The organism is Methylobacterium sp. Gmos3 (assembly GCF_056430985.1).
On the sequence record NZ_JBWJYL010000006.1, the window covers coordinates 404,066 to 420,279 of the forward strand.

A 16,214-nucleotide genomic window follows, 5' to 3' on the forward strand; every position below is an offset into this window, starting at 1 on the left:
GGCGGCGGGATCGTCCCGGATGTGGCGTGTCCCTGGATTGCTTCACTGCGTTCGCAATGACGGAGCGGGTGTGGTCGCGACCCCAGTCCCAAAAAATCACCATGGGTTGCTCCCGGCGGGCATGGCGGTGCCGGCCTCGACGCGGCGGGCCTGCTCGGCCTTGAGGCGAAGCTTGAGATAGCGGCCGGGATCGTCGGGCAGGGTCTGGAGCCACAGGCGGTCGGGGCGGATCTCGTGCGCCTCGAAGCTCTTCGTCACCCGACGGGCCTCGCGCTCGGGGGCCTCGGCGACCATGGCGAGGCCGGTGCCGGAGCGGCCCCGCCCGGCGGCGTCACCCACCGAGCCGCGCGCCTTGCCGCCGGCCGCGTCGATGGCGGCCTGCTCGGAGCGGCCCCGCCGGGCGACGGCGCTGTTGCCGGGCAGCGAGGCGCTGCTGTTCGATTCGCGGTTGCCGGCCAAGCCCTCGCCGCTGGAGGCGGCGTTGATGTCGTTGTTCTGGTCGTGGTTGGCGGTGTTGTTGTAGCGGGCGCCGTATTGCGCGGTGCCGTTGGCGATGCCGCCGCCGGGTCCCCGGTCGATGGCCTCTTCCAGCATCCGGGCGATCAGCGAGCGGTTGGCCTGGGCGTCCGCGTCGCGGGGGTTGAAGCGCAGGGCCTCGTCATAGGCGGCGACGGCGCCCTCCAGATCACCGGAGCGGGCGAGGGCGTTGCCGAGGTTGTAGCTCGCCCGGCGCCCGCCGTTGCGGAACAGGGCGGCGGCCTCCTGGACGCGGCCCGCCTCGTAGAGGGCGGCGGCCCGCCAGGCCGGGTCCTCGAACACCCGCGCGGCGAGGCCGGGCAGGTGGACGCTCATCAGCAGGCGCCCGACGCCGGTCCTCGGCTGCGACAGGGCGACGAGGGTCACGATCCCCGCGCCCACGAGGACGAGCCCACCGATCCGCGCGCTCCGGCGCCACGCCTGCGGCAGGCCGATGGTCCGGGGTGACACGAGGGCGGCCGGCATCAGGCGCTCCGTCGGAACAGGAGGAGGGCGGGCAGTGCCGCCAGGGCCAAGAGCCAACGCCCGAGATCGGCGAAGGCGACGACGCCGTAGCCGCCGGCCGCGAGGTGCTGGGCGGTGGGTGCCGCGACGGCCTCGAGCACCGGGGTCGCGGCGCGGATTTCGGCGCTGGTGCCGCCGCCCGCCGCCGCGAGGCGCTGGAGCGGGGCCGGATCGGGCTTCGGCACGCCCGGCGGCAGGGCCTTGGTGGCGGGCACGAACAGGGTGTCGAGGCGCCAGCCCCGGGCGCGGATCGCCCCGGCCTCGCGCAGGGCGGCCTCGCCGATGCCGTCGCCGTCGCTGATCAGCACCACATCGGCAGAGATCACGTTGGCCTCGGCGAGCGTCCGGCTGGCAAGCGCGAGGCCGCGCTCGGGGTGGCTGCCCCGGTCGGGCACCGTGTCGGCGTCGAGGGAGAAGAGCGTGGTGCCGAGGCTGTCCCGGTCGGTGGTGGGTGAGGCGGCGAGGTAGGCGTCGCCCGCATAGATCACCAGGGCGACGGGGCGGGTGCCCGCGGCCTCCGCGACGGAGGCGGCGGCCTCGCGCACGCCCTGCAGGTTGCCGCCCTCGGCGACCGAGCGCGACAGGTCGACGACGAGGATCGTCTCGTCGAGGTTGCGGAACGTGCCGGTGTCCCGGCGCTCCACCGCCGGCCCGGCGAGGCCGAGGACGAGCCCCGCCGCGCATAGCCCCGCCGCGAGGTTGGCGCCGCGCTTGCCCCCGAGCACCGATCCGGTGCGCGAGAGATAGGCCATCAGGGCGGGATCGACCTCCCGGCCCCAATCGCCGAGCGGCGCCGCCCGGCGCACGGCATAGAGCGCCAGGGCGACGACGATGGGGAGCGCCGCGAGCCACCACGGCCGCAGGAGGGTGAGGCCGGCGAGCGTCATGCAGCCCTCCGCACGGCGAGCAGCCCCACGGCGAAGGCCAGTGCCAGGGCACCCGGCCAGACCCACAGGTCTTTGCGCAGGGGCAGCGGCGGGGGCGGGGTGCGCCCGCCCTCCAGGGTGTCGATGGCGGCGGCGACGGTGATGAGGTCGTCCGTGGTCTTCACCCGGAAGAAGCGCCCGCCGCTCGTCTCGGCCATGGCCTTCAGGGTCTCGCTGTCGACCACGTCCTGCTCGCCATCGGCGTCGGCGAGGTCGCGGGGGCCGAGCGCGATCGTGTAGACGCGCACGCCGATCTCCTTGGCGAGGTCGGCCACGTCCTTCGGGGCGGTCTGGCCGGCGTTGTTGGCGCCGTCCGAGAGCAGCACCACGGCCTTGGTCGCGGCGGGGCGCCCCTCCGGGATATGCGCGTCGCGCGGGTCGAGGCGGCGCAGGGCGAGACCAAGCCCGTCGCCGATGCCGGTGGAGCGGCCGGAAATGCCGATCGTCGCCTCCTCCAGGGCGCGGGCGACGGAGGCGGTGTCGAAGGTCAGCCCGGCGGCGACGTAGGCCTGGTCCGCGAACAGGACGAGGCCGATCCGGTCCCCCGCCCGGCGGCGGATGAAATCGGCGCCGACGCGCTTCACCGCCGCCAGCCGGCTCACGGTCTCGCCATCGAGGGAGAAGTCCCGCCGCTCCATGGAGCCGGAGAGATCCATGGCGATCATGATCTCGCGCCCCGAAGCAGGGAGCGCCGCCGAGGGCATCACCACCCGCGGCCCGCTGAGGGCGGCGACGAGGCAGATCCACAATCCCCAGACCAGGGCGGCCCGGCGGCGGCCGCGCCCCGCGCCCTCGTGGCCGGTGCCCGTGCTCGCGGCGAGCGTTCCGGGCACGCGCAGGGCGCCGCCTTCCACCTGCTCGCGGGGCAGGAACCGCGCGGCGAGGAGCGGCAGCGGCAGGGCGAGGAGCAGCCAGGGCGCCGCGAGGTCGAAGCCGGAGACGAAGGCGGCGAGCCAGCCGGGCATCATGCCTTGAGCCTTCCGATCAGCCGGGTCAGCTCCGCGTCGAGGAGCGCGGGGTCGGGCACCTCGCGCCGGTAGAGCCCATCCACCAGCACGCGCCCGGCGCCGGCGGTGAAGAAGTCGGTGCGCAGACGCGCGTCGAGGCGCGCGGCCCACGGCGCGCCGTGGGCGGAGGCGGCCTCGTCGCCGTCGAGGGTGCGCACGAGGCGGCGCAGCAGCCGCGCCTGGGCGAGGATCCGTTCCGGCGGGGCGAGGGTACGGCTCCCGGCGAGGTCGGCGAGCGCCGCCCGGCGGACGCTGGCCCGAACCCGGCTCACCACGACGCGCAGCAGCCCGACGAAGAGGGCGGCGCCGAAGCCGAGGACGAGCGCCAGCAGGATCTCCCCAGGCACGGGGCCGCTCGCGCCGCCCGGCAGGTGCAGGCCGCGCAACTGGTCGAGGGTCGCGGGGGCGTCGGCGGGAGTCATAGGGTCCCCCGCCGCCGAAGCCGCGCACCGCCCCTCCGCGCATTGCCGTCATCGCGAGCGCAGCGAAGCGACCCCTGGGAGCGGGACGTCTCCGAAGGTCGCGCGTCCCTGGATTGCTTCGCTGCGCTCGCAAGGACGAAGCGGCGGAGGGGAGGCTCAGAGCACGGCATCGAGCCGCTCCATCAGCGGCGCGTAGGCCTCTGGCCCCGCCTCCACGTCGAGGCGCAGGCCGGCGATGCCGCGCGCGGCGTAATCCGCGAGGCGGGCGTCGAGCATCCGCTCCCCCGTGCCGTCGGCCCGGAGCGAGCCGCGCCGCCCGTCCGAGAGGGCGAAGGGGAAGAAGCCCGGCCGCCGGGCGCGTTCGAAGGCGTCGCTCACCAGGAGGAGGCGCACGGAGACCCGCTCGGAGACGAGGCCGAGCAGGCGCTCGAAATCGGGGCCGGGGGCGTCGAGGGCGCTGGCGATGACGAGATGGCCGCCGGACGGCAGGAGGCTCGCGGCGATGCCGAGCAGGGGTTCGAGGGGCGGGTCTTCCGCCCGCGCCGCCTCGAGGGCCTGGGCATGGGCCACCGCGAGGGCGCCGGTCACGGAGGCCATGGCGCGCTCGCCCCCCGCCGGGCGCAGCACGGTGGGCTCTCCGGCGGCGCTCGCCACGGCGAGGCCGACGCGCCCGCCATCGGCGACGATCCGCCAGCCGAGGAGGGCCAGCGCCTCCGCCGCCGCGACGGAGCGCAGCGTCCGCTTCGTGCCGAACAGCATGGAGGGCCGGAAATCCGCGAGGAGGATCACCGCCCGGTCGCGCTCGTCGTGGTGGGTGCGCACGTGCAACTGCCCGGTGCGGGCGGTGGCGTTGCGGTCGATGTGGCGGCGGTCGTCGCCCTCGGCCCAGAGGCGCACGTCCTCCGGCTCGGAACCCCGGCCCCGCCGCTTGGTGACGATGCCCCCCGGCAGGCCGGCGAGGGTGCGAGTCACGGGCGCCGCGCCCCGCCGGGCGAGGTGGCGCAGCCCCATCAGCGCCTCGCCCGAGAGGTGGATCACAGGATCCTGGGCCGGATCTCGGGAAGGGGCCGCCGTGCCTCGGCTCAAAGGGCCTTCACCCGCCGCACGAGGTCGTCGATCAGCCCCCGGGCGGTCTTGCCCTCGGCGGAGGCCCGCCAGGTCAGGCCGATCCGGTGGGACAGGGCGTCCCGCGCCAGCTCGGTGACGTCCTCGGGGATGACGTGGTCGCGCCCGCGCAGCCACGCCCGCGCCTTGCCGGCCATCATCAGGGCCAGCGTCCCGCGCGGCGAGGCTGGGTGCTCGATGGCGCCGCGCAGGTCCGGCGCGGCCTCGTCGGTGCGGGTCGCCGCCACGAGGCGCACGAGGTAGTCCTTCAGCGCCGGGGAGACGTAGGTGGCGAGCGCCGCCTCGCGGGCCGCGCGCACGTCCGCCATCGACAGGCGGATCGGCATCGGCGCGATGCGGTGGGTGATCTCGCCCTCTACGAGGTCGAGGATCGCCCGCTCGGAGGCCGCGTCGGGCATGTCCACCACGACGTGGAGCAGGAAGCGGTCGAGCTGCGCCTCGGGCAGGGGGAAGGTGCCCGCGTGCTCGATCGGGTTCTGGGTGGCCACCACCATGAACGGGTCGTGCAGGCGGTGGGTCTCGCCGGAGACCGTCACCTGCCCCTCGGCCATGGATTCGAGCAGCGCCGACTGCACCTTGGGGGGTGCGCGGTTCACCTCGTCCACCAGCACCAGGGCGTGGAAGAGCGGGCCGGGCAGGAATTCGAAATGCCCGCTATCCTGCCGCCACACGGTGGTGCCGGTGAGGTCAGCGGGCATCAGGTCCGGGGTGCACTGGATGCGGGCGAAGGAGCCGTCGAGCCCCTCCGCGAGGCGCTTCACCGCGCGGGTCTTGGCGAGGCCGGGCGCGCCCTCGATCAGCAGGTGGCCCCCGGTGAGGAGGCCGATCAGCAGCCGCTCCACGAGGCCGGAGGCGCCGATCAGGCCGGTCTCCAGCCCGTCGCGCAGGGCGAGCACCCGCCCGTGCAGGCCGGAGGGATCGGTTCCCGGCGCGGGACGGTCGGCGAGGGCCGCGCCGCTCATGAGTGGATTGGTCCCGACAGGTCGGCGCAATCCGGCATCCTGCACGTCTCCTCACGGCCGGGTCCCGCCTCATGGACGGGCTCTCTCGAAGCCGTCTCGGGTGTGCCCGCAGGCCGGGTGCCCGTCAATCCTGTGGGGGATCAGCCCTCTGCGGGCATCATGTCACGGTTTCTTCACGGGCGCGGAGGATGAGCGGCCCGTCATGCATTTCGACTTTTCCTACGCCGACCTGCCCGAGCCCGTGAAATCGGCGCTCGGCCTCCTCGTCGCCTTCTGCCTCGGCACCTTCATCGGTGCCGAGCGGCAGTACCGCCAGCGCACGGCGGGCCTGCGCACGGCCGTGCTCGTGGCGGTGGGCGCCTCGGCCTTCGTCGATCTCGGCATGCGCCTCACCGGCGGCGAGGGCGGCACCCGCACGGTGGCCTACGTGATCTCCGGCATCGGCTTCCTCGGCGCCGGCGTGATCATGAAGGAGGGGATGAACGTGCGCGGCCTCAACACCGCCGCGACGCTCTGGTGCTCGGCGGCGGTGGGCGCCTTCGCCGGGGCGGACATGCCGATGGAGGCATTGTTCGTCACCGCGACGGTGCTCGCCTGCAACACGGCGCTCCGCCCCCTGGTGAAGCTGATCGACCGCCTGCCGATCCGCGAATCGGAGACGGAGGCGACCTACGAGGTCCAGGTGACGACGACGCCCGGCGCCACAGGGCCGGCGCAGGACCTGCTGATCGAGCGGCTGGAGGCGGCGAACTACCCCGTCAGCGCCATCGAGATCGAGGAGCGGGGCGAAGACGCGGTCGACGTCATCGCTACCCTGACGGCCAGCGCCGTCGAGCCGGACGAGCTCGACGCGGTCACGGCCGAGCTGGAGAAGGCGCCCGGCATCCGCCACGCCACCTGGACCAGCCAGACGACGGCCGACTGAGAGCTCCGTACGACACTCCCGACCACCGGGCGTTCTCCCTCCGGCCGCGTCGCGCAGCGGGAGCGTCGTGAGAGGCTCCGAACCGGATCAGCGGTGCGGCGTCAGCGGCCGGCTGCGGCGCTCGACCACCACCGTCGGCCGGGTGCGGCGCTCGACGATGACTGTGCGGGGCGCGCGGCTCGGGCTCGCGTGGCTGAGGATGCGCTCGGGCGCCCGCTCCGGCTTGGCGTGCTTGGCGGCTAGGACGTGCGGGCGGACCTCGTCGGCCGGGAGGCCGATCAGCCCGGCGGCGATCTCGACCTGCTGCTCGACCTCGTCGGCGAGGTCCTGGGCGGCGGCCACCGCCTCGACGATCGTCGGCGGCTCACGGCGCACCCGGATCGGCGGAAGGTCGGCGAAGCTCTTCTGTGTCTTCTTCACGGGGCGACTCGCGGTCTTCATGCCGGCAAGCATAGCGCGCCTGGGGCCGGTTGTGCAGTGCATCAAACGATGGTGATCACAGGGTCCCTGCTCGCTCGCAGGGCTCGTGCGGATGGACGGATGGGGCTCCGCCCCGCATCCTGGCGCGACGCCATGCCGCATCAGGCGCGGCCTCTGTCCGCCTCTCCTGCGGTCTCGTCAAGCCTTCCGCATGACGGCCGCGTTTCGCGTTAACCCGCCAGCGCCTATCCTGCCGCCATGACCATGCCGTTCGATCCCCGCCTCACGCCCGCCCGGCCGCATCTGGCCGATGCGGGCCTGCGCGGCCGGGTCGAGGCCGCGCGCTTCGTCGAGGGGCAGGCGCGGCGCGTCACCGTCCCGTCGGCGCCACTCCGGCGCTCGCCCTCCGCCGAAGCGGGCACCGAGACCGAGGCGCTGCTCGGCGACGCCGTGACCTTCTATGCGGAAGAGGGCGACCACGCCTTCGTGCAGCTGAAGCGCGACGGCTATGTCGGCTACCTGCCCGCCGGCAGCCTCGGCCCGGCCGGGCCGGACCCGACCCATGTGGTCACGGCGCTGCGCAGCTTCCTCTATCCGGCGCCGGACCTGAAGCGACCGCCGCTCGGTCATCTCAGCCTCGGCGCCCGTCTCACGGCGACCGGCCGGGAGGGCGACTATCTCGCGACGTCCGCCGGCTTCGTCTTCGCCGCCCATTGCCGCGAGACGGGGTTCATCGCCCCCGATGTCGCCGGCACCGCCGAGCGGCTCGTCGGCACGCCCTATCTCTGGGGCGGGCGCACGAGTCTCGGGCTCGATTGCTCGGGGCTGGTGCAGCTCTGCCTGCATCTCGCCGGGCACGATTGCCCCCGCGACGCCGACATGCAGGAGCGCGGCCTCGGCATCGCCCTGCCGGACGACCCCGCCGCGCTGGAGCGGGGGGATCTGGTGTTCTGGCGCGGCCATGTCGGGATGATGCTCGACGCCATGCGCCTCATCCACGCCAACGGCCACCACATGGCTGTGGCGGTGGAGTCCCTGGCGGATGCGCGGGCGCGCATCCTCGCCAACAGCTACGGCCCCGTGACATCTGTCCGCCGGCCCGTTTCAGGAACCGCCACCCCGGCGCACCCGTTCAACCGTCAAGTTCACCAACCCGGAGACCTGGAATGACTGGTACTCGGATCGGCCTCGCCCTCGGCGGTGCGCTGCTCGCAATGCTGCCCGGCGCGGCCCTGGCCTTCGGCGGCGGGGGTGGCGGCGGAAATTCCGGCAGCGGCCTCTCGCCGTACTCGGCCCTGAACGGCAACGATCGTTCGGCGGGCGTCAACAACGGCAATTACCGTGACCCGGCCTACGACCCCTATCTGCGCACCTACGCGCCGGAGGCGGCCGAGGGCTACGCGCGGCCGCCGGGCCCGCAGCCCGAGCCGGCCGGCCGGCTGCGCATGCGACCCTATTACGGCTACCCCTACTGAGGTCGGCCCCGTCGCGGGCGGCTCATCGGGGCCGCCCGCCCCTCACTCGTCCGCCTTGTCCTGGCCCTTGCCGAGTTCCTTGCCCGGGGCAGCTGCCCTGTGCATCGCCTGCAGCGTCCATTCGCCGCCCGAGGGCTTGCAGCCCGTGCCGCGCACGAAGCGGCTCTTCTCCGAGCCGATGACTGAGGCGAGGAAGTTCCGGCAGATCCGGTCCTCGGCCACGTAGGGAAGGCCGGTCGGGTTCACCGAGCCGTGCATCCCGGAATCGGGGTTGTCCCACTTCACCGGGCGACCGTTGCCCTGCGGGTCGAGGGCGACCGTCAGCGCGGCCTGCGCCCGCCGCCAATCCTCGCCGTTGAGGTCCGGCCCGAAGGTCTTGGGCGGCGCGATGCTGCCCGTGGTCAGGGGCTCCTCGACGGCGGCGGCCACCGCCGGTTCGGGCGTGCCGCGGAACAGCAGCAGCGGCTGGCTGCACCCCGCGACGCTCATGCCCAGGCACAGGGCTGCCCCCGCCGGAACGAGGGTCCGGAGACCTTTACAGTGACGCGAGACCATCAGACCATCACACCTGACTCAACGGCGGTCTTTTGCGTTCGACGGACGCGCCGTTGCCCCCTCAGGCCCCGGACGTGGCAGGCCAGGAGTCTTCCCTTGAACGAGTTAACGATCGGTGGCCCGGCTCCCGCGATCCCGGAAGATTTCACCCGTGCCGAGAATCCGGTCACTCTGTTCGCGGCCTGGATGAAGGAGGCCGAGGCGGCCGAGCCGGAGGATCCGAACGCCATGTCGCTGGCCACCGCCGGCAGCGACGGCCTGCCCGACGTGCGGGTGGTGCTGCTGAAGGCCTTCGATGAGCGCGGCTTCGTGTTCTACACCAACACCCAATCGACCAAGGGCGAGGAACTGGCCGCCAACCCGCAGGCCGCCCTGGTCCTGTACTGGAAGAGCCTGCGGCGGCAGATCCGCGCGCGCGGCCCCGTCGAGCGCGTGACCGACGCGGAGGCCGACGCCTATTTCGCGAGCCGCCGCCGGGAAAGCCGCATCGGGGCCATCGCGAGCCAGCAATCCCGCCCCGTCGCCGACCGGCAGACGCTAATGAGCGAGGTCGCCGCCGTGACCGAGCGGGTCGGGGAGGGGCCGGTGCCGCGCCCGGCGCACTGGACCGGCTTCCGCATCCTGCCGACCACCATCGAGTTCTGGCAGAACGGCGATTTCCGCCTGCACGACCGGGTGCGGTTCGTGCGTGACGGCGAGGGCTGGCGGGGGACGCGCCTCTACCCGTGAGGCGGGCATGAAAAAGCCCCGGCCGCGAGGCCGGGGCTGTTGTCGTTGGCGGCGAGGGCCGGGCGATCAGGCCTCGGAATCGTCCGCCTTGTTCTCCTCGGCGGCTTCGGCCTCGGCCTCGGCCTTCTCCTCGGCAGCCTCGGCGGACTGCGCCTCGGCGATCGCGGCCTCCTCGGCCTCGACCTCGGCGCCCAGCACCGTCGGCGGGACGATGTTGGCGACCGGATCGCTGGCCTCGCCCGTGTAGGCGCCGGCCGGGATCTTGATGTCGGAGACGTGGATCACGTCACCGATCTGGCGGCCGGTCAGGTCGACCTCGATGGCATCCGGGATCTGGTCCGGGGCGACGTCGAGCTCGAGGGTGTGGTGCGAGATGTTGAGGGTGCCGCCGCCCTGCTTGATGCCCGGGGCCGCGTCCTCGTTGACGAAGTGCACCGGCACGGCGACCGTCACGGTCTGGCCCGAGACGACCCGCAGGAAGTCGACGTGCAGCGGCACGCCGGAGACCGGATCGAGCTGGAAGTCGCGCGGGATGGCGCGCAGCTTGCGGCCGCCCACGGCGATCTCGAACACGGTGGTCTTGAACCCGCCGGCATAGATCAGCGTGCGGGCACGGATGAGGTCGATGGCGATGGAGACCGGCGGCTGGCCCGCGCCGTAGACGACGGCGGGAATCTGGCCCTGGCGACGAACGGCCCGGGCGGCCCCCTTGCCGACCCGGTCGCGTGCCACGGCCTCAAGCGACTTGATGGCGCTCATAGGCGTGATCCTTCAGATAGCTGGAGCCGGAACGCGAAAAAGCCGCCCGAAGCGGACGGCTCAAGCCTTCCCGGCGCGCCCCTGCCTCCAAGGGTGTCTCGGGGGCGCGGGGTGGCCATACACGAAAAGGGGGTAGGATGGCAATCGTTTGGAATGCAGCGCCGGCTTAGCTCTGAGCCGCATCATTCAACGGATATCGAACCCTCCTGCCTACGATGGTGCGAAAATAATTCACGCTGTGCCTGATTGATTGCGGAATCATTCCAATCCACTTCCCGCTTCGTTGCAGGTATAATTCTGCGTTCATTGTCGTAATATAGAGTTCCGTGTATTCCCTGCACATCTCTTTTCAAAACAGGCTGGTTCCAGACTGACTGTAGAATATTTTTAACCTTACGTTGACCGAGTCTTTTTATTAAATCTTCTATCAATTCCATGTCTTGACCGTTGGGAAATATCGAAAGAAAATCGTCATCGTTGACTTGAAAAACGCTGAAAGTCGCATTCGTTGCGCCGTCAATAATCTGAATGTTCTTCATTATATCACTAATTCGGCGAGATAGATTTGTTAATAACTAAGAATTTCGGTTGCGCTGCAGAAAGAACATCCAGGCATCCAAGTCCTGTGATGAACCGATAATGCTTTACTGGAAAAAATACTTCTTTCCAAGTCGCTGACTGGGTCCGTTCGAAGATCGAGTCCGTCGCCTCATAGGCAAAATGATTGCAAACTAAGCCTTGCGAGATATCTTCTTCTGTACTTAGCGGGAATTCGTCCAAGATACGAACAATACAACAGTCATCGAAAGTCACCCGTAGTAAGTTTTCCAAGTCATTAGGGATATAAAAATCCGTTATGATCCCGTCAGATTTCCACTGGAAGTATACAAGATCGCTGTATACAGTTTCAAATTGCACAGTTGAGTCAATGGGTCGATGGATCGTCATGCACGAAGCTTGTGATATTAGCTTGTTTCTTGCAAGCCCATTAAGGCGAGCGGCGTTATCGAGGTGGGGTGAAACGGCAACATCTTTGGATGGCAGGTTGCCGTGACTTCGCTGTGACCGCGACCTCACCGCGTACCGTGCCGGAACAACTCCGAGTCGATTCCGTCCTGTCCGCTTCTGCGTCGAAGAGTGGAAGCGGACATCGAGGCCCGTCAGCCCCTGACCGCGAGGTCAGGGGCTGACGCGTCGGGATCAGGCCGCGCGGACGGTCGCGAGGAAGCGCGTCACCTCGGCCTTCAGGTGCTCCGACTGGCGCGAGAGTTCGGAGGCCGCCCCGAGCACTTGGCTCGCTGCCGCCCCGGTCTCTTCCGCCGCGCTCGCTACCCCGGCGATGTTGCCCGTCACCTCTCCGGTGCCCGCCGCCGCCTGGGCGACGTTGCGGACGATCTCCTGCGTGGCGGCTCCCTGCTCCTCGACGGCTGCGGCGATCGAGGTGGCGACGCCGCTGATCTCGCGGATGCGCCCGGTCATATCGCCAATCGAGGCGACGGCCTGCCCGGTCGAGGACTGGATCTGAAGGATGTGCCCGGAGATTTCGCTGGTCGCCTTGGCGGTCTGCTCGGCGAGGGCCTTCACCTCGGCCGCCACGACGGCAAAGCCCTTTCCGGCCGCCCCGGCGCGCGCCGCCTCGATCGTCGCGTTGAGCGCCAGAAGGTTGGTTTGCCCCGCGATGTTCGAGATCAGCCCGACCACGTCACCGATCTTGGCCACGGCGGTGTTGAGGTCATTGACCATCACCCCGGCATGGTCGGCCTCCGCGACGGCCCGCTGGGCGAGATTCGCCGAGCCGTCGACCTGCCGGCCGATCTCCTGCACCGAGGATCCCAGTTCCTCGGCCGCCGCCGCGACGGTGTTGACGTTCGAGGCCGCTTCCTCGGCCGCCGCAGCCACGGTCGCGGATTGCGAGGCGGTCTCCGCGGCGGTGCCGCTCATGGCTCCCGCGGTCGCCTGCAGTTCGGTCGCCGACGAAGACACCATGCCGATGATGCCGCCGACCGCCGTCTCGAACCCGTCGGCCATCTCCCGCATGGCGCGCTTGCGCTGCTCCTCGGCGGCGAGGCGAGCCTCAGCCGTCTCGGCCTCGAGTTGGCGGGTGCGGATCAGGTTGTCCTTGAACACCTGTACGGCGCTCGCCATCGCTCCGATCTCGTCCCCCCGCTGACGGTAGGGCACTTCCACCGTAGCGTCCCCTCCGGCCAGATGGGCCATCGTCCCGGTGATGGTTTCGATGGGGCGGGAGATCCGGAAAAACCCGAACGCTGCGGCGCTCGCGGCGGCGGCGATCGCCAGTGCCATGGTGACGTAGGCGGCCAGCGTGGCGGCATCGGCCCCGGACAACGCCAGGTCGGCGTCGGCTCGGGCGCCACCGTCATTCAGCGCCACGCTGCGGACCAGGATTTCGCGCGCGTCGTTATAGATCTGGATGTTTTCGGGCTTGGCGATCAAGGCGAACGCCTTGGCCGACTGGCCGCCTTCGACGAACTTGATGGCCTGAGCTTCCGTCGCCTCATAGCGGCTCCAGCTCGCCGCGAAAGCGTCATACAGGCTACGCTCATCCGCCGACGAAATCATCGGCTCGTAGGTCTTCCGAGCCTGTGTCAGCTTCGCGCTCGCGAGATCGAGCTGGTTCTTGATCTCTTCCGCCGGTGTCTCGGTCGAGAAGGCGAACAGGCGCAGCTGCTTGATCCGCATGTCGGCTGCCGCGTCCCTGATATTGTTCAAGGCGATGACAGACGGCAGCCAGTTCGAGGCGACCTCCCTCACGGAGTGACGCACGGTCGACAGTTTGGTGATCGCCAGAAAGCCTTGGCCGGCCGTGATGAGAGCCAGGAAGCCGAAGGCGAGGGCGAGGGACGCCTTGAGGGATAGACGGATGCGCATGGACGGCTTTCGCGCGGGAGAAATGCAGCGCCGCACCGCACGTGCAGCCGCTTGCTATCAAGTATCGAAAGCATTGGCTGCAACTTATTGATAAAATTTTTACTTTGCTCACGCCTGGTGTCACGAAAATGTGAGCGTTAAGTTTCTATAGATGGCGGCACAACCCGCTGAATTTGGCAAAACACGGAAACAAATCGCAGCATCAAGGCCAGCACAAAAGAGGCTTGCCCCCCATGATCGCTGTCCGCTGGGGAGACTTCATCCATGCAGATCGAGCGGCCTCACTGGGTCGGAAGCAGTCCAGGCCCGGCGAGGACGAGACAGCATTGCCTCACCGCATCCCGTGCCGGGCCAACTCTTCCGGCACCAGCTCCGCTGCCTGCAGGCGCAGGAGAATCGCGTCGAGATCGACCGGCCGCGCATCGCAGGCGTCGATCCCCACGTCGCAGGAGCGGCTGGTGTCCGGAAGCCAGCCATGGCTGTGGCCGAAGAGGTGAAGCGTCTCGCGCCACAGGCCGGGCCACGCGCGGTGGGCGTAGTGTGACAGGAACAGACGGCGGTCGCGCCCCGTCCCGTCCGTCACGGTGAGGCGGACGCTCTCCGCCGGGGGCTCGGCCCACGGCAGGTCGAGGATGCGGTTCGAATCGTGGTTGCCGCGCACGAGGTGTTTCACCCCGCGCAACGCGGAGAAGATCGCGGCGCAGCGCTCCCGGCTCGCCTCCACGGCGAAGTCGCCGAGGTGCCAGACCACATCCTCCGGCCCGACCACCGCGTTCCAGGCGTCGATCAAGGCCGCGTCGTGGGCCTCCACCGTGCCGAACCGCGCGCGGGCATGACGCAGGACATGCGGGTCCCCGAAATGGGTGTCGGCGGTGAAGAAAGTCGCCATCGGCTCCGGCTGCGTGCTCCGTCCCGGACGAGGTGGAGCCTCAGGCGCGGCGCGCAAGGCGAAAAAGACAGCGGCTTAAAGTCTCGCACAGTCTCGAATCCGCTGGCGAAGCGCCACGGCAGAAAATCCTAACGAAAACGAATCACGTCGGCGCGATCTGTCAAGAACTGTCCAGCTTGTGACATCCACGCTACAAAGGCCAAGCTTGGTCCGAGGCGTCGCGGTCCGGTCCAGGCGTTCGTTGAAGCCACAAGGGGAAGCGAAGACCCATGCAGAACTTCACCGTAACCGACCGAGAACGCGACACCGTCCTCGCCGCCTTGCGCTATTACCAATTCTACCGGATGCAGGGTCATCCGTTCGACCCGCGTCAGGACCACCTGATCGACACCATCGCCGGCCAGACCGGCGACGCCCTGGATCTCACCGAGATCGACGACCTCTGCGCCGGCCTCGCGGGCAATCCGCACGCGCTCGCCGTCAACGCCGCCTGACCGGACGTCTGTCGGGGCTTGGCCCCGACACCTCCCGCCCTCGATCGGACACGATCCCACGTCACGGGCGGACCATGCCGACCCTGCACGTCTGCCCGCTCTCGCGCCTGCCCGACACCGTCCTCGCGACGGGAGCGAGCCATCTCCTCACCCTCGTCACCGTGGGGATGCCGGTCGAGCGCCCGGCCTCCATCGCGGCCGCGCACCACGCCACGATCGGCGTGAGCGATATCGCCGCACCGCAGGCGGGCCATGTCCTGCCCGGCGAGGAGCATGTGGCGGCGCTCCTCGCCTTCATCCGCGCCTGGCCGCGCGAGCAGCCGCTGGTGATCCATTGCTATGCCGGCATCAGCCGCTCGCCGGCCGCCGCCTACATCGCCGCCTGCGCCCTGGCGCCGGAGCGGGACGAGGGCGCCATCGCCGATGCCTTGCGCGCCGCCTCGCCTTCGGCCACCCCCAACCGGCTGTTCGTGGAAATCGCGGACCGGCTGCTCGGGCGCGAGGGCCGGATGGTCGCCGCCATCGAACGGATCGGGCGCGGCGCCGAAGCTTTCGAGGGCACGCCCTTCAGCCTCGCCCTGGAGTGATTCCGCCCGGATCGGGTGTGGCGCAAACGCGCCCGTTCCGGGCAAAAGCGGCGGATGACGGGTCCGGCTCCGGCCGGGCCGGGTTGTCCCCGCTTCGCAAGCCGCCTTAGAACCGGACAAAGGATTGAGTGAGGGATGACCGCAGAGACACCAGCGACCGACCCGTTGATCGATGCCCTGCCGTTCGAGAAGGCCCTCGAGCATCTCGAGGAGATCGTGCGCAAGCTCGAGCGCGGCGACGTGCCGCTCGACGAATCGGTGGCGATCTACGAACGCGGCGAGGCACTGAAGCGGCGTTGCGAGGCCCTGCTCAAGCAGGCCGAGGCGCGGATCCAGCGGATCACCCTCACCGCCGAGGGGCGGGCGGAGGGTGTGGCGCCCCTCGACGTGTCGTGAAGTCTCGGGTCGGTCCCGTGGGAAATGAGGTTTTGACCGTGGCGATCACCCCTGAGCAATCAGCGTTGCTGGATCGTGTGAACGAGCCGTCGGATCTGCGGACGGTGCCGGAAGGCGAGCTGCAGGCGGTGGCCGATGCCGTGCGCGCCGAGATGATCGACGCCGTGTCGATCACCGGCGGCCATCTCGGCTCCGGGCTCGGCGTCGTCGAGCTGACCGTGGCGCTCCATCACGTGTTCGACACCCCCGACGACCGGATCGTCTGGGATGTCGGCCACCAGTGCTACCCGCACAAGATCCTCACCGGCCGCCGCGACCGCATCCGCACCCTGCGCCAGGGAGGAGGCCTGTCGGGCTTCACCAAGCGGAGCGAGAGCGTCTACGATCCGTTCGGCGCCGCCCACTCCTCCACCTCGATCTCGGCCGCGCTCGGCATGGCGGTCGGCCGCGACCTCGATGCCGCCGCCGCGAAGGCCAGGGGCCAGACGCTGAAGCGCCGCAACATGGTCGCGGTGATCGGCGACGGCTCGATGTCGGCGGGCATGGCCTACGAGGCCATGAACAATGCCGGCGCCCTGCACTCGCGCCTGATCGTCATCCTCAACGACAACGA

The 16,214-nt window shown here is 70.2% G+C and carries 20 protein-coding genes; 8 read left to right on the plus strand and 12 right to left on the minus strand.

Annotation, left to right across the window (positions count from 1 at the left end; genetic code table 11):
* Positions 1 to 96 precede the first annotated feature (96 nt).
* The 6 genes from ACS5Q7_RS15140 to ACS5Q7_RS15165 all read right to left on the minus strand — a co-directional run bounded on the left by ACS5Q7_RS15140 (position 97) and on the right by ACS5Q7_RS15165 (position 5,483).
* Positions 97 to 1,002, minus strand: a complete 906-nt coding sequence (locus ACS5Q7_RS15140) for a tetratricopeptide repeat protein (protein WP_478340110.1) — start codon at positions 1,000 to 1,002, stop codon at positions 97 to 99.
* A complete protein-coding gene (locus tag ACS5Q7_RS15145; RefSeq protein WP_478340111.1) occupies positions 1,002 to 1,928 on the minus strand; it encodes a vWA domain-containing protein in 927 nt (308 codons plus the stop codon). Before ACS5Q7_RS15145 ends, ACS5Q7_RS15140 begins: the two co-directional genes overlap by 1 nt.
* A complete protein-coding gene (locus ACS5Q7_RS15150) occupies positions 1,925 to 2,932 on the minus strand; it encodes a VWA domain-containing protein (protein WP_478340149.1) in 1,008 nt (335 codons plus the stop codon). Before ACS5Q7_RS15150 ends, ACS5Q7_RS15145 begins: the two co-directional genes overlap by 4 nt.
* Positions 2,932 to 3,396 (minus strand): DUF4381 family protein, encoded by a 465-nt coding sequence (locus tag ACS5Q7_RS15155; protein ID WP_478340112.1) that lies wholly within the window; start codon positions 3,394 to 3,396, stop codon positions 2,932 to 2,934. Before ACS5Q7_RS15155 ends, ACS5Q7_RS15150 begins: the two co-directional genes overlap by 1 nt.
* Positions 3,397 to 3,552: 156 nt before the next feature.
* Entirely contained in the window at positions 3,553 to 4,407 is an 855-nt protein-coding gene (locus ACS5Q7_RS15160) for a DUF58 domain-containing protein (protein ID WP_478340150.1), read from the minus strand.
* Between the two features lie 71 nt (positions 4,408 to 4,478).
* Positions 4,479 to 5,483 carry an AAA family ATPase gene (locus ACS5Q7_RS15165; protein WP_478340113.1) on the minus strand — a complete coding sequence of 335 codons (1,005 nt, stop codon included), beginning with the start codon at positions 5,481 to 5,483 and terminating at the stop codon, positions 4,479 to 4,481.
* A gap of 202 nt (positions 5,484 to 5,685) precedes the next feature.
* On the opposite strand from ACS5Q7_RS15165, the gene ACS5Q7_RS15170 reads away from it, so the two are divergent.
* Complete coding sequence (locus ACS5Q7_RS15170; protein WP_478340114.1) at positions 5,686 to 6,408, plus strand: MgtC/SapB family protein; 723 nt, start codon at positions 5,686 to 5,688, stop codon at positions 6,406 to 6,408.
* Between the two features lie 87 nt (positions 6,409 to 6,495).
* Here ACS5Q7_RS15170 and ACS5Q7_RS15175 read toward each other — a convergent pair whose 3' ends face one another.
* Positions 6,496 to 6,828, minus strand: a complete 333-nt coding sequence (locus ACS5Q7_RS15175; RefSeq protein WP_478340115.1) for a hypothetical protein — start codon at positions 6,826 to 6,828, stop codon at positions 6,496 to 6,498.
* A 258-nt stretch (positions 6,829 to 7,086) separates the two neighbouring features.
* On the opposite strand from ACS5Q7_RS15175, the gene ACS5Q7_RS15180 reads away from it, so the two are divergent.
* Positions 7,087 to 7,998 carry a C40 family peptidase gene (locus ACS5Q7_RS15180; RefSeq protein ID WP_478340116.1) on the plus strand — a complete coding sequence of 304 codons (912 nt, stop codon included), beginning with the start codon at positions 7,087 to 7,089 and terminating at the stop codon, positions 7,996 to 7,998.
* The gene (locus ACS5Q7_RS15185) at positions 7,995 to 8,303 is read left to right on the plus strand and encodes a hypothetical protein (RefSeq protein ID WP_478340117.1); all 309 of its coding nucleotides are present in this window, start codon (positions 7,995 to 7,997) and stop codon (positions 8,301 to 8,303) included. The genes ACS5Q7_RS15180 and ACS5Q7_RS15185 overlap by 4 nt, the downstream gene beginning before the upstream one ends.
* A 42-nt stretch (positions 8,304 to 8,345) precedes the next feature.
* Here ACS5Q7_RS15185 and ACS5Q7_RS15190 read toward each other — a convergent pair whose 3' ends face one another.
* Positions 8,346 to 8,792, minus strand: coding sequence for an RT0821/Lpp0805 family surface protein (locus ACS5Q7_RS15190; protein ID WP_478340118.1), 447 nt, complete (start codon positions 8,790 to 8,792; stop codon positions 8,346 to 8,348).
* A 162-nt stretch (positions 8,793 to 8,954) separates the two neighbouring features.
* On the opposite strand from ACS5Q7_RS15190, the gene pdxH reads away from it, so the two are divergent.
* Positions 8,955 to 9,587 (plus strand): pyridoxamine 5'-phosphate oxidase, encoded by a 633-nt coding sequence (gene pdxH / locus ACS5Q7_RS15195; RefSeq protein WP_478340119.1) that lies wholly within the window; start codon positions 8,955 to 8,957, stop codon positions 9,585 to 9,587.
* 66 nt (positions 9,588 to 9,653) lie between these two features.
* On the opposite strand, the gene ACS5Q7_RS15200 is transcribed toward pdxH, so the two are convergent.
* The 4 genes from ACS5Q7_RS15200 to ACS5Q7_RS15215 form a co-directional block, all read right to left on the minus strand.
* The gene (locus tag ACS5Q7_RS15200; RefSeq protein ID WP_478340120.1) at positions 9,654 to 10,346 is read right to left on the minus strand and encodes a 50S ribosomal protein L25/general stress protein Ctc; all 693 of its coding nucleotides are present in this window, start codon (positions 10,344 to 10,346) and stop codon (positions 9,654 to 9,656) included.
* Between the two features lie 182 nt (positions 10,347 to 10,528).
* Positions 10,529 to 10,885, minus strand: a complete 357-nt coding sequence (locus ACS5Q7_RS15205; protein ID WP_478340121.1) for a hypothetical protein — start codon at positions 10,883 to 10,885, stop codon at positions 10,529 to 10,531.
* Between the two features lie 661 nt (positions 10,886 to 11,546).
* A complete protein-coding gene (locus ACS5Q7_RS15210; RefSeq protein ID WP_478340122.1) occupies positions 11,547 to 13,235 on the minus strand; it encodes a methyl-accepting chemotaxis protein in 1,689 nt (562 codons plus the stop codon).
* A 331-nt stretch (positions 13,236 to 13,566) separates the two neighbouring features.
* Positions 13,567 to 14,124 (minus strand): metallophosphoesterase, encoded by a 558-nt coding sequence (locus ACS5Q7_RS15215; RefSeq protein WP_478340123.1) that lies wholly within the window; start codon positions 14,122 to 14,124, stop codon positions 13,567 to 13,569.
* 269 nt (positions 14,125 to 14,393) lie between these two features.
* Between ACS5Q7_RS15215 and ACS5Q7_RS15220 the strand changes: the two genes are divergently transcribed.
* The 4 genes from ACS5Q7_RS15220 to ACS5Q7_RS15235 form a co-directional block, all read left to right on the plus strand.
* Positions 14,394 to 14,618, plus strand: coding sequence for a hypothetical protein (locus ACS5Q7_RS15220; protein WP_243957119.1), 225 nt, complete (start codon positions 14,394 to 14,396; stop codon positions 14,616 to 14,618).
* Between the two features lie 74 nt (positions 14,619 to 14,692).
* Positions 14,693 to 15,205: a tyrosine phosphatase family protein gene (locus tag ACS5Q7_RS15225; RefSeq protein WP_478340124.1), complete on the plus strand. Its 513-nt coding sequence runs from the start codon at positions 14,693 to 14,695 to the stop codon at positions 15,203 to 15,205.
* Positions 15,206 to 15,340: 135 nt separating this feature from the next.
* On the plus strand, positions 15,341 to 15,601 hold the full coding sequence (locus ACS5Q7_RS15230; protein ID WP_478340125.1) for an exodeoxyribonuclease VII small subunit: 261 nt from the start codon (positions 15,341 to 15,343) through the stop codon (positions 15,599 to 15,601).
* Positions 15,602 to 15,639: 38 nt separating this feature from the next.
* On the plus strand, positions 15,640 to 16,214 hold a 575-nt coding region (locus ACS5Q7_RS15235; RefSeq protein WP_478340126.1), incomplete at its 3' end, for a 1-deoxy-D-xylulose-5-phosphate synthase N-terminal domain-containing protein.

Excerpts from the sequence above, each read along its gene's own strand:
- ACS5Q7_RS15170 (WP_478340114.1), top strand. The coding sequence starts at position 5,686 with ATGCATTTCGACTTTTCCTACGCCGACCTGCCCGAGCCCGTGAAATCG.
- ACS5Q7_RS15215 (WP_478340123.1), bottom strand. The coding sequence starts at position 14,124 with ATGGCGACTTTCTTCACCGCCGACACCCATTTCGGGGACCCGCATGTC.
- ACS5Q7_RS15230 (WP_478340125.1), top strand. The coding sequence starts at position 15,341 with ATGACCGCAGAGACACCAGCGACCGACCCGTTGATCGATGCCCTGCCG.
- ACS5Q7_RS15140 (WP_478340110.1), bottom strand. The coding sequence starts at position 1,002 with ATGCCGGCCGCCCTCGTGTCACCCCGGACCATCGGCCTGCCGCAGGCG.
- ACS5Q7_RS15160 (WP_478340150.1), bottom strand. The coding sequence starts at position 4,407 with ATGGGGCTGCGCCACCTCGCCCGGCGGGGCGCGGCGCCCGTGACTCGC.
- ACS5Q7_RS15180 (WP_478340116.1), top strand. The coding sequence starts at position 7,087 with ATGACCATGCCGTTCGATCCCCGCCTCACGCCCGCCCGGCCGCATCTG.
- ACS5Q7_RS15150 (WP_478340149.1), bottom strand. The coding sequence starts at position 2,932 with ATGCCCGGCTGGCTCGCCGCCTTCGTCTCCGGCTTCGACCTCGCGGCG.
- ACS5Q7_RS15185 (WP_478340117.1), top strand. The coding sequence starts at position 7,995 with ATGACTGGTACTCGGATCGGCCTCGCCCTCGGCGGTGCGCTGCTCGCA.
- ACS5Q7_RS15145 (WP_478340111.1), bottom strand. The coding sequence starts at position 1,928 with ATGACGCTCGCCGGCCTCACCCTCCTGCGGCCGTGGTGGCTCGCGGCG.
- ACS5Q7_RS15225 (WP_478340124.1), top strand. The coding sequence starts at position 14,693 with ATGCCGACCCTGCACGTCTGCCCGCTCTCGCGCCTGCCCGACACCGTC.
- ACS5Q7_RS15155 (WP_478340112.1), bottom strand. The coding sequence starts at position 3,396 with ATGACTCCCGCCGACGCCCCCGCGACCCTCGACCAGTTGCGCGGCCTG.
- ACS5Q7_RS15220 (WP_243957119.1), top strand. The coding sequence starts at position 14,394 with ATGCAGAACTTCACCGTAACCGACCGAGAACGCGACACCGTCCTCGCC.
- ACS5Q7_RS15190 (WP_478340118.1), bottom strand. The coding sequence starts at position 8,792 with ATGAGCGTCGCGGGGTGCAGCCAGCCGCTGCTGCTGTTCCGCGGCACG.
- ACS5Q7_RS15210 (WP_478340122.1), bottom strand. The coding sequence starts at position 13,235 with ATGCGCATCCGTCTATCCCTCAAGGCGTCCCTCGCCCTCGCCTTCGGC.
- ACS5Q7_RS15200 (WP_478340120.1), bottom strand. The coding sequence starts at position 10,346 with ATGAGCGCCATCAAGTCGCTTGAGGCCGTGGCACGCGACCGGGTCGGC.
- ACS5Q7_RS15205 (WP_478340121.1), bottom strand. The coding sequence starts at position 10,885 with ATGAAGAACATTCAGATTATTGACGGCGCAACGAATGCGACTTTCAGC.
- ACS5Q7_RS15165 (WP_478340113.1), bottom strand. The coding sequence starts at position 5,483 with ATGAGCGGCGCGGCCCTCGCCGACCGTCCCGCGCCGGGAACCGATCCC.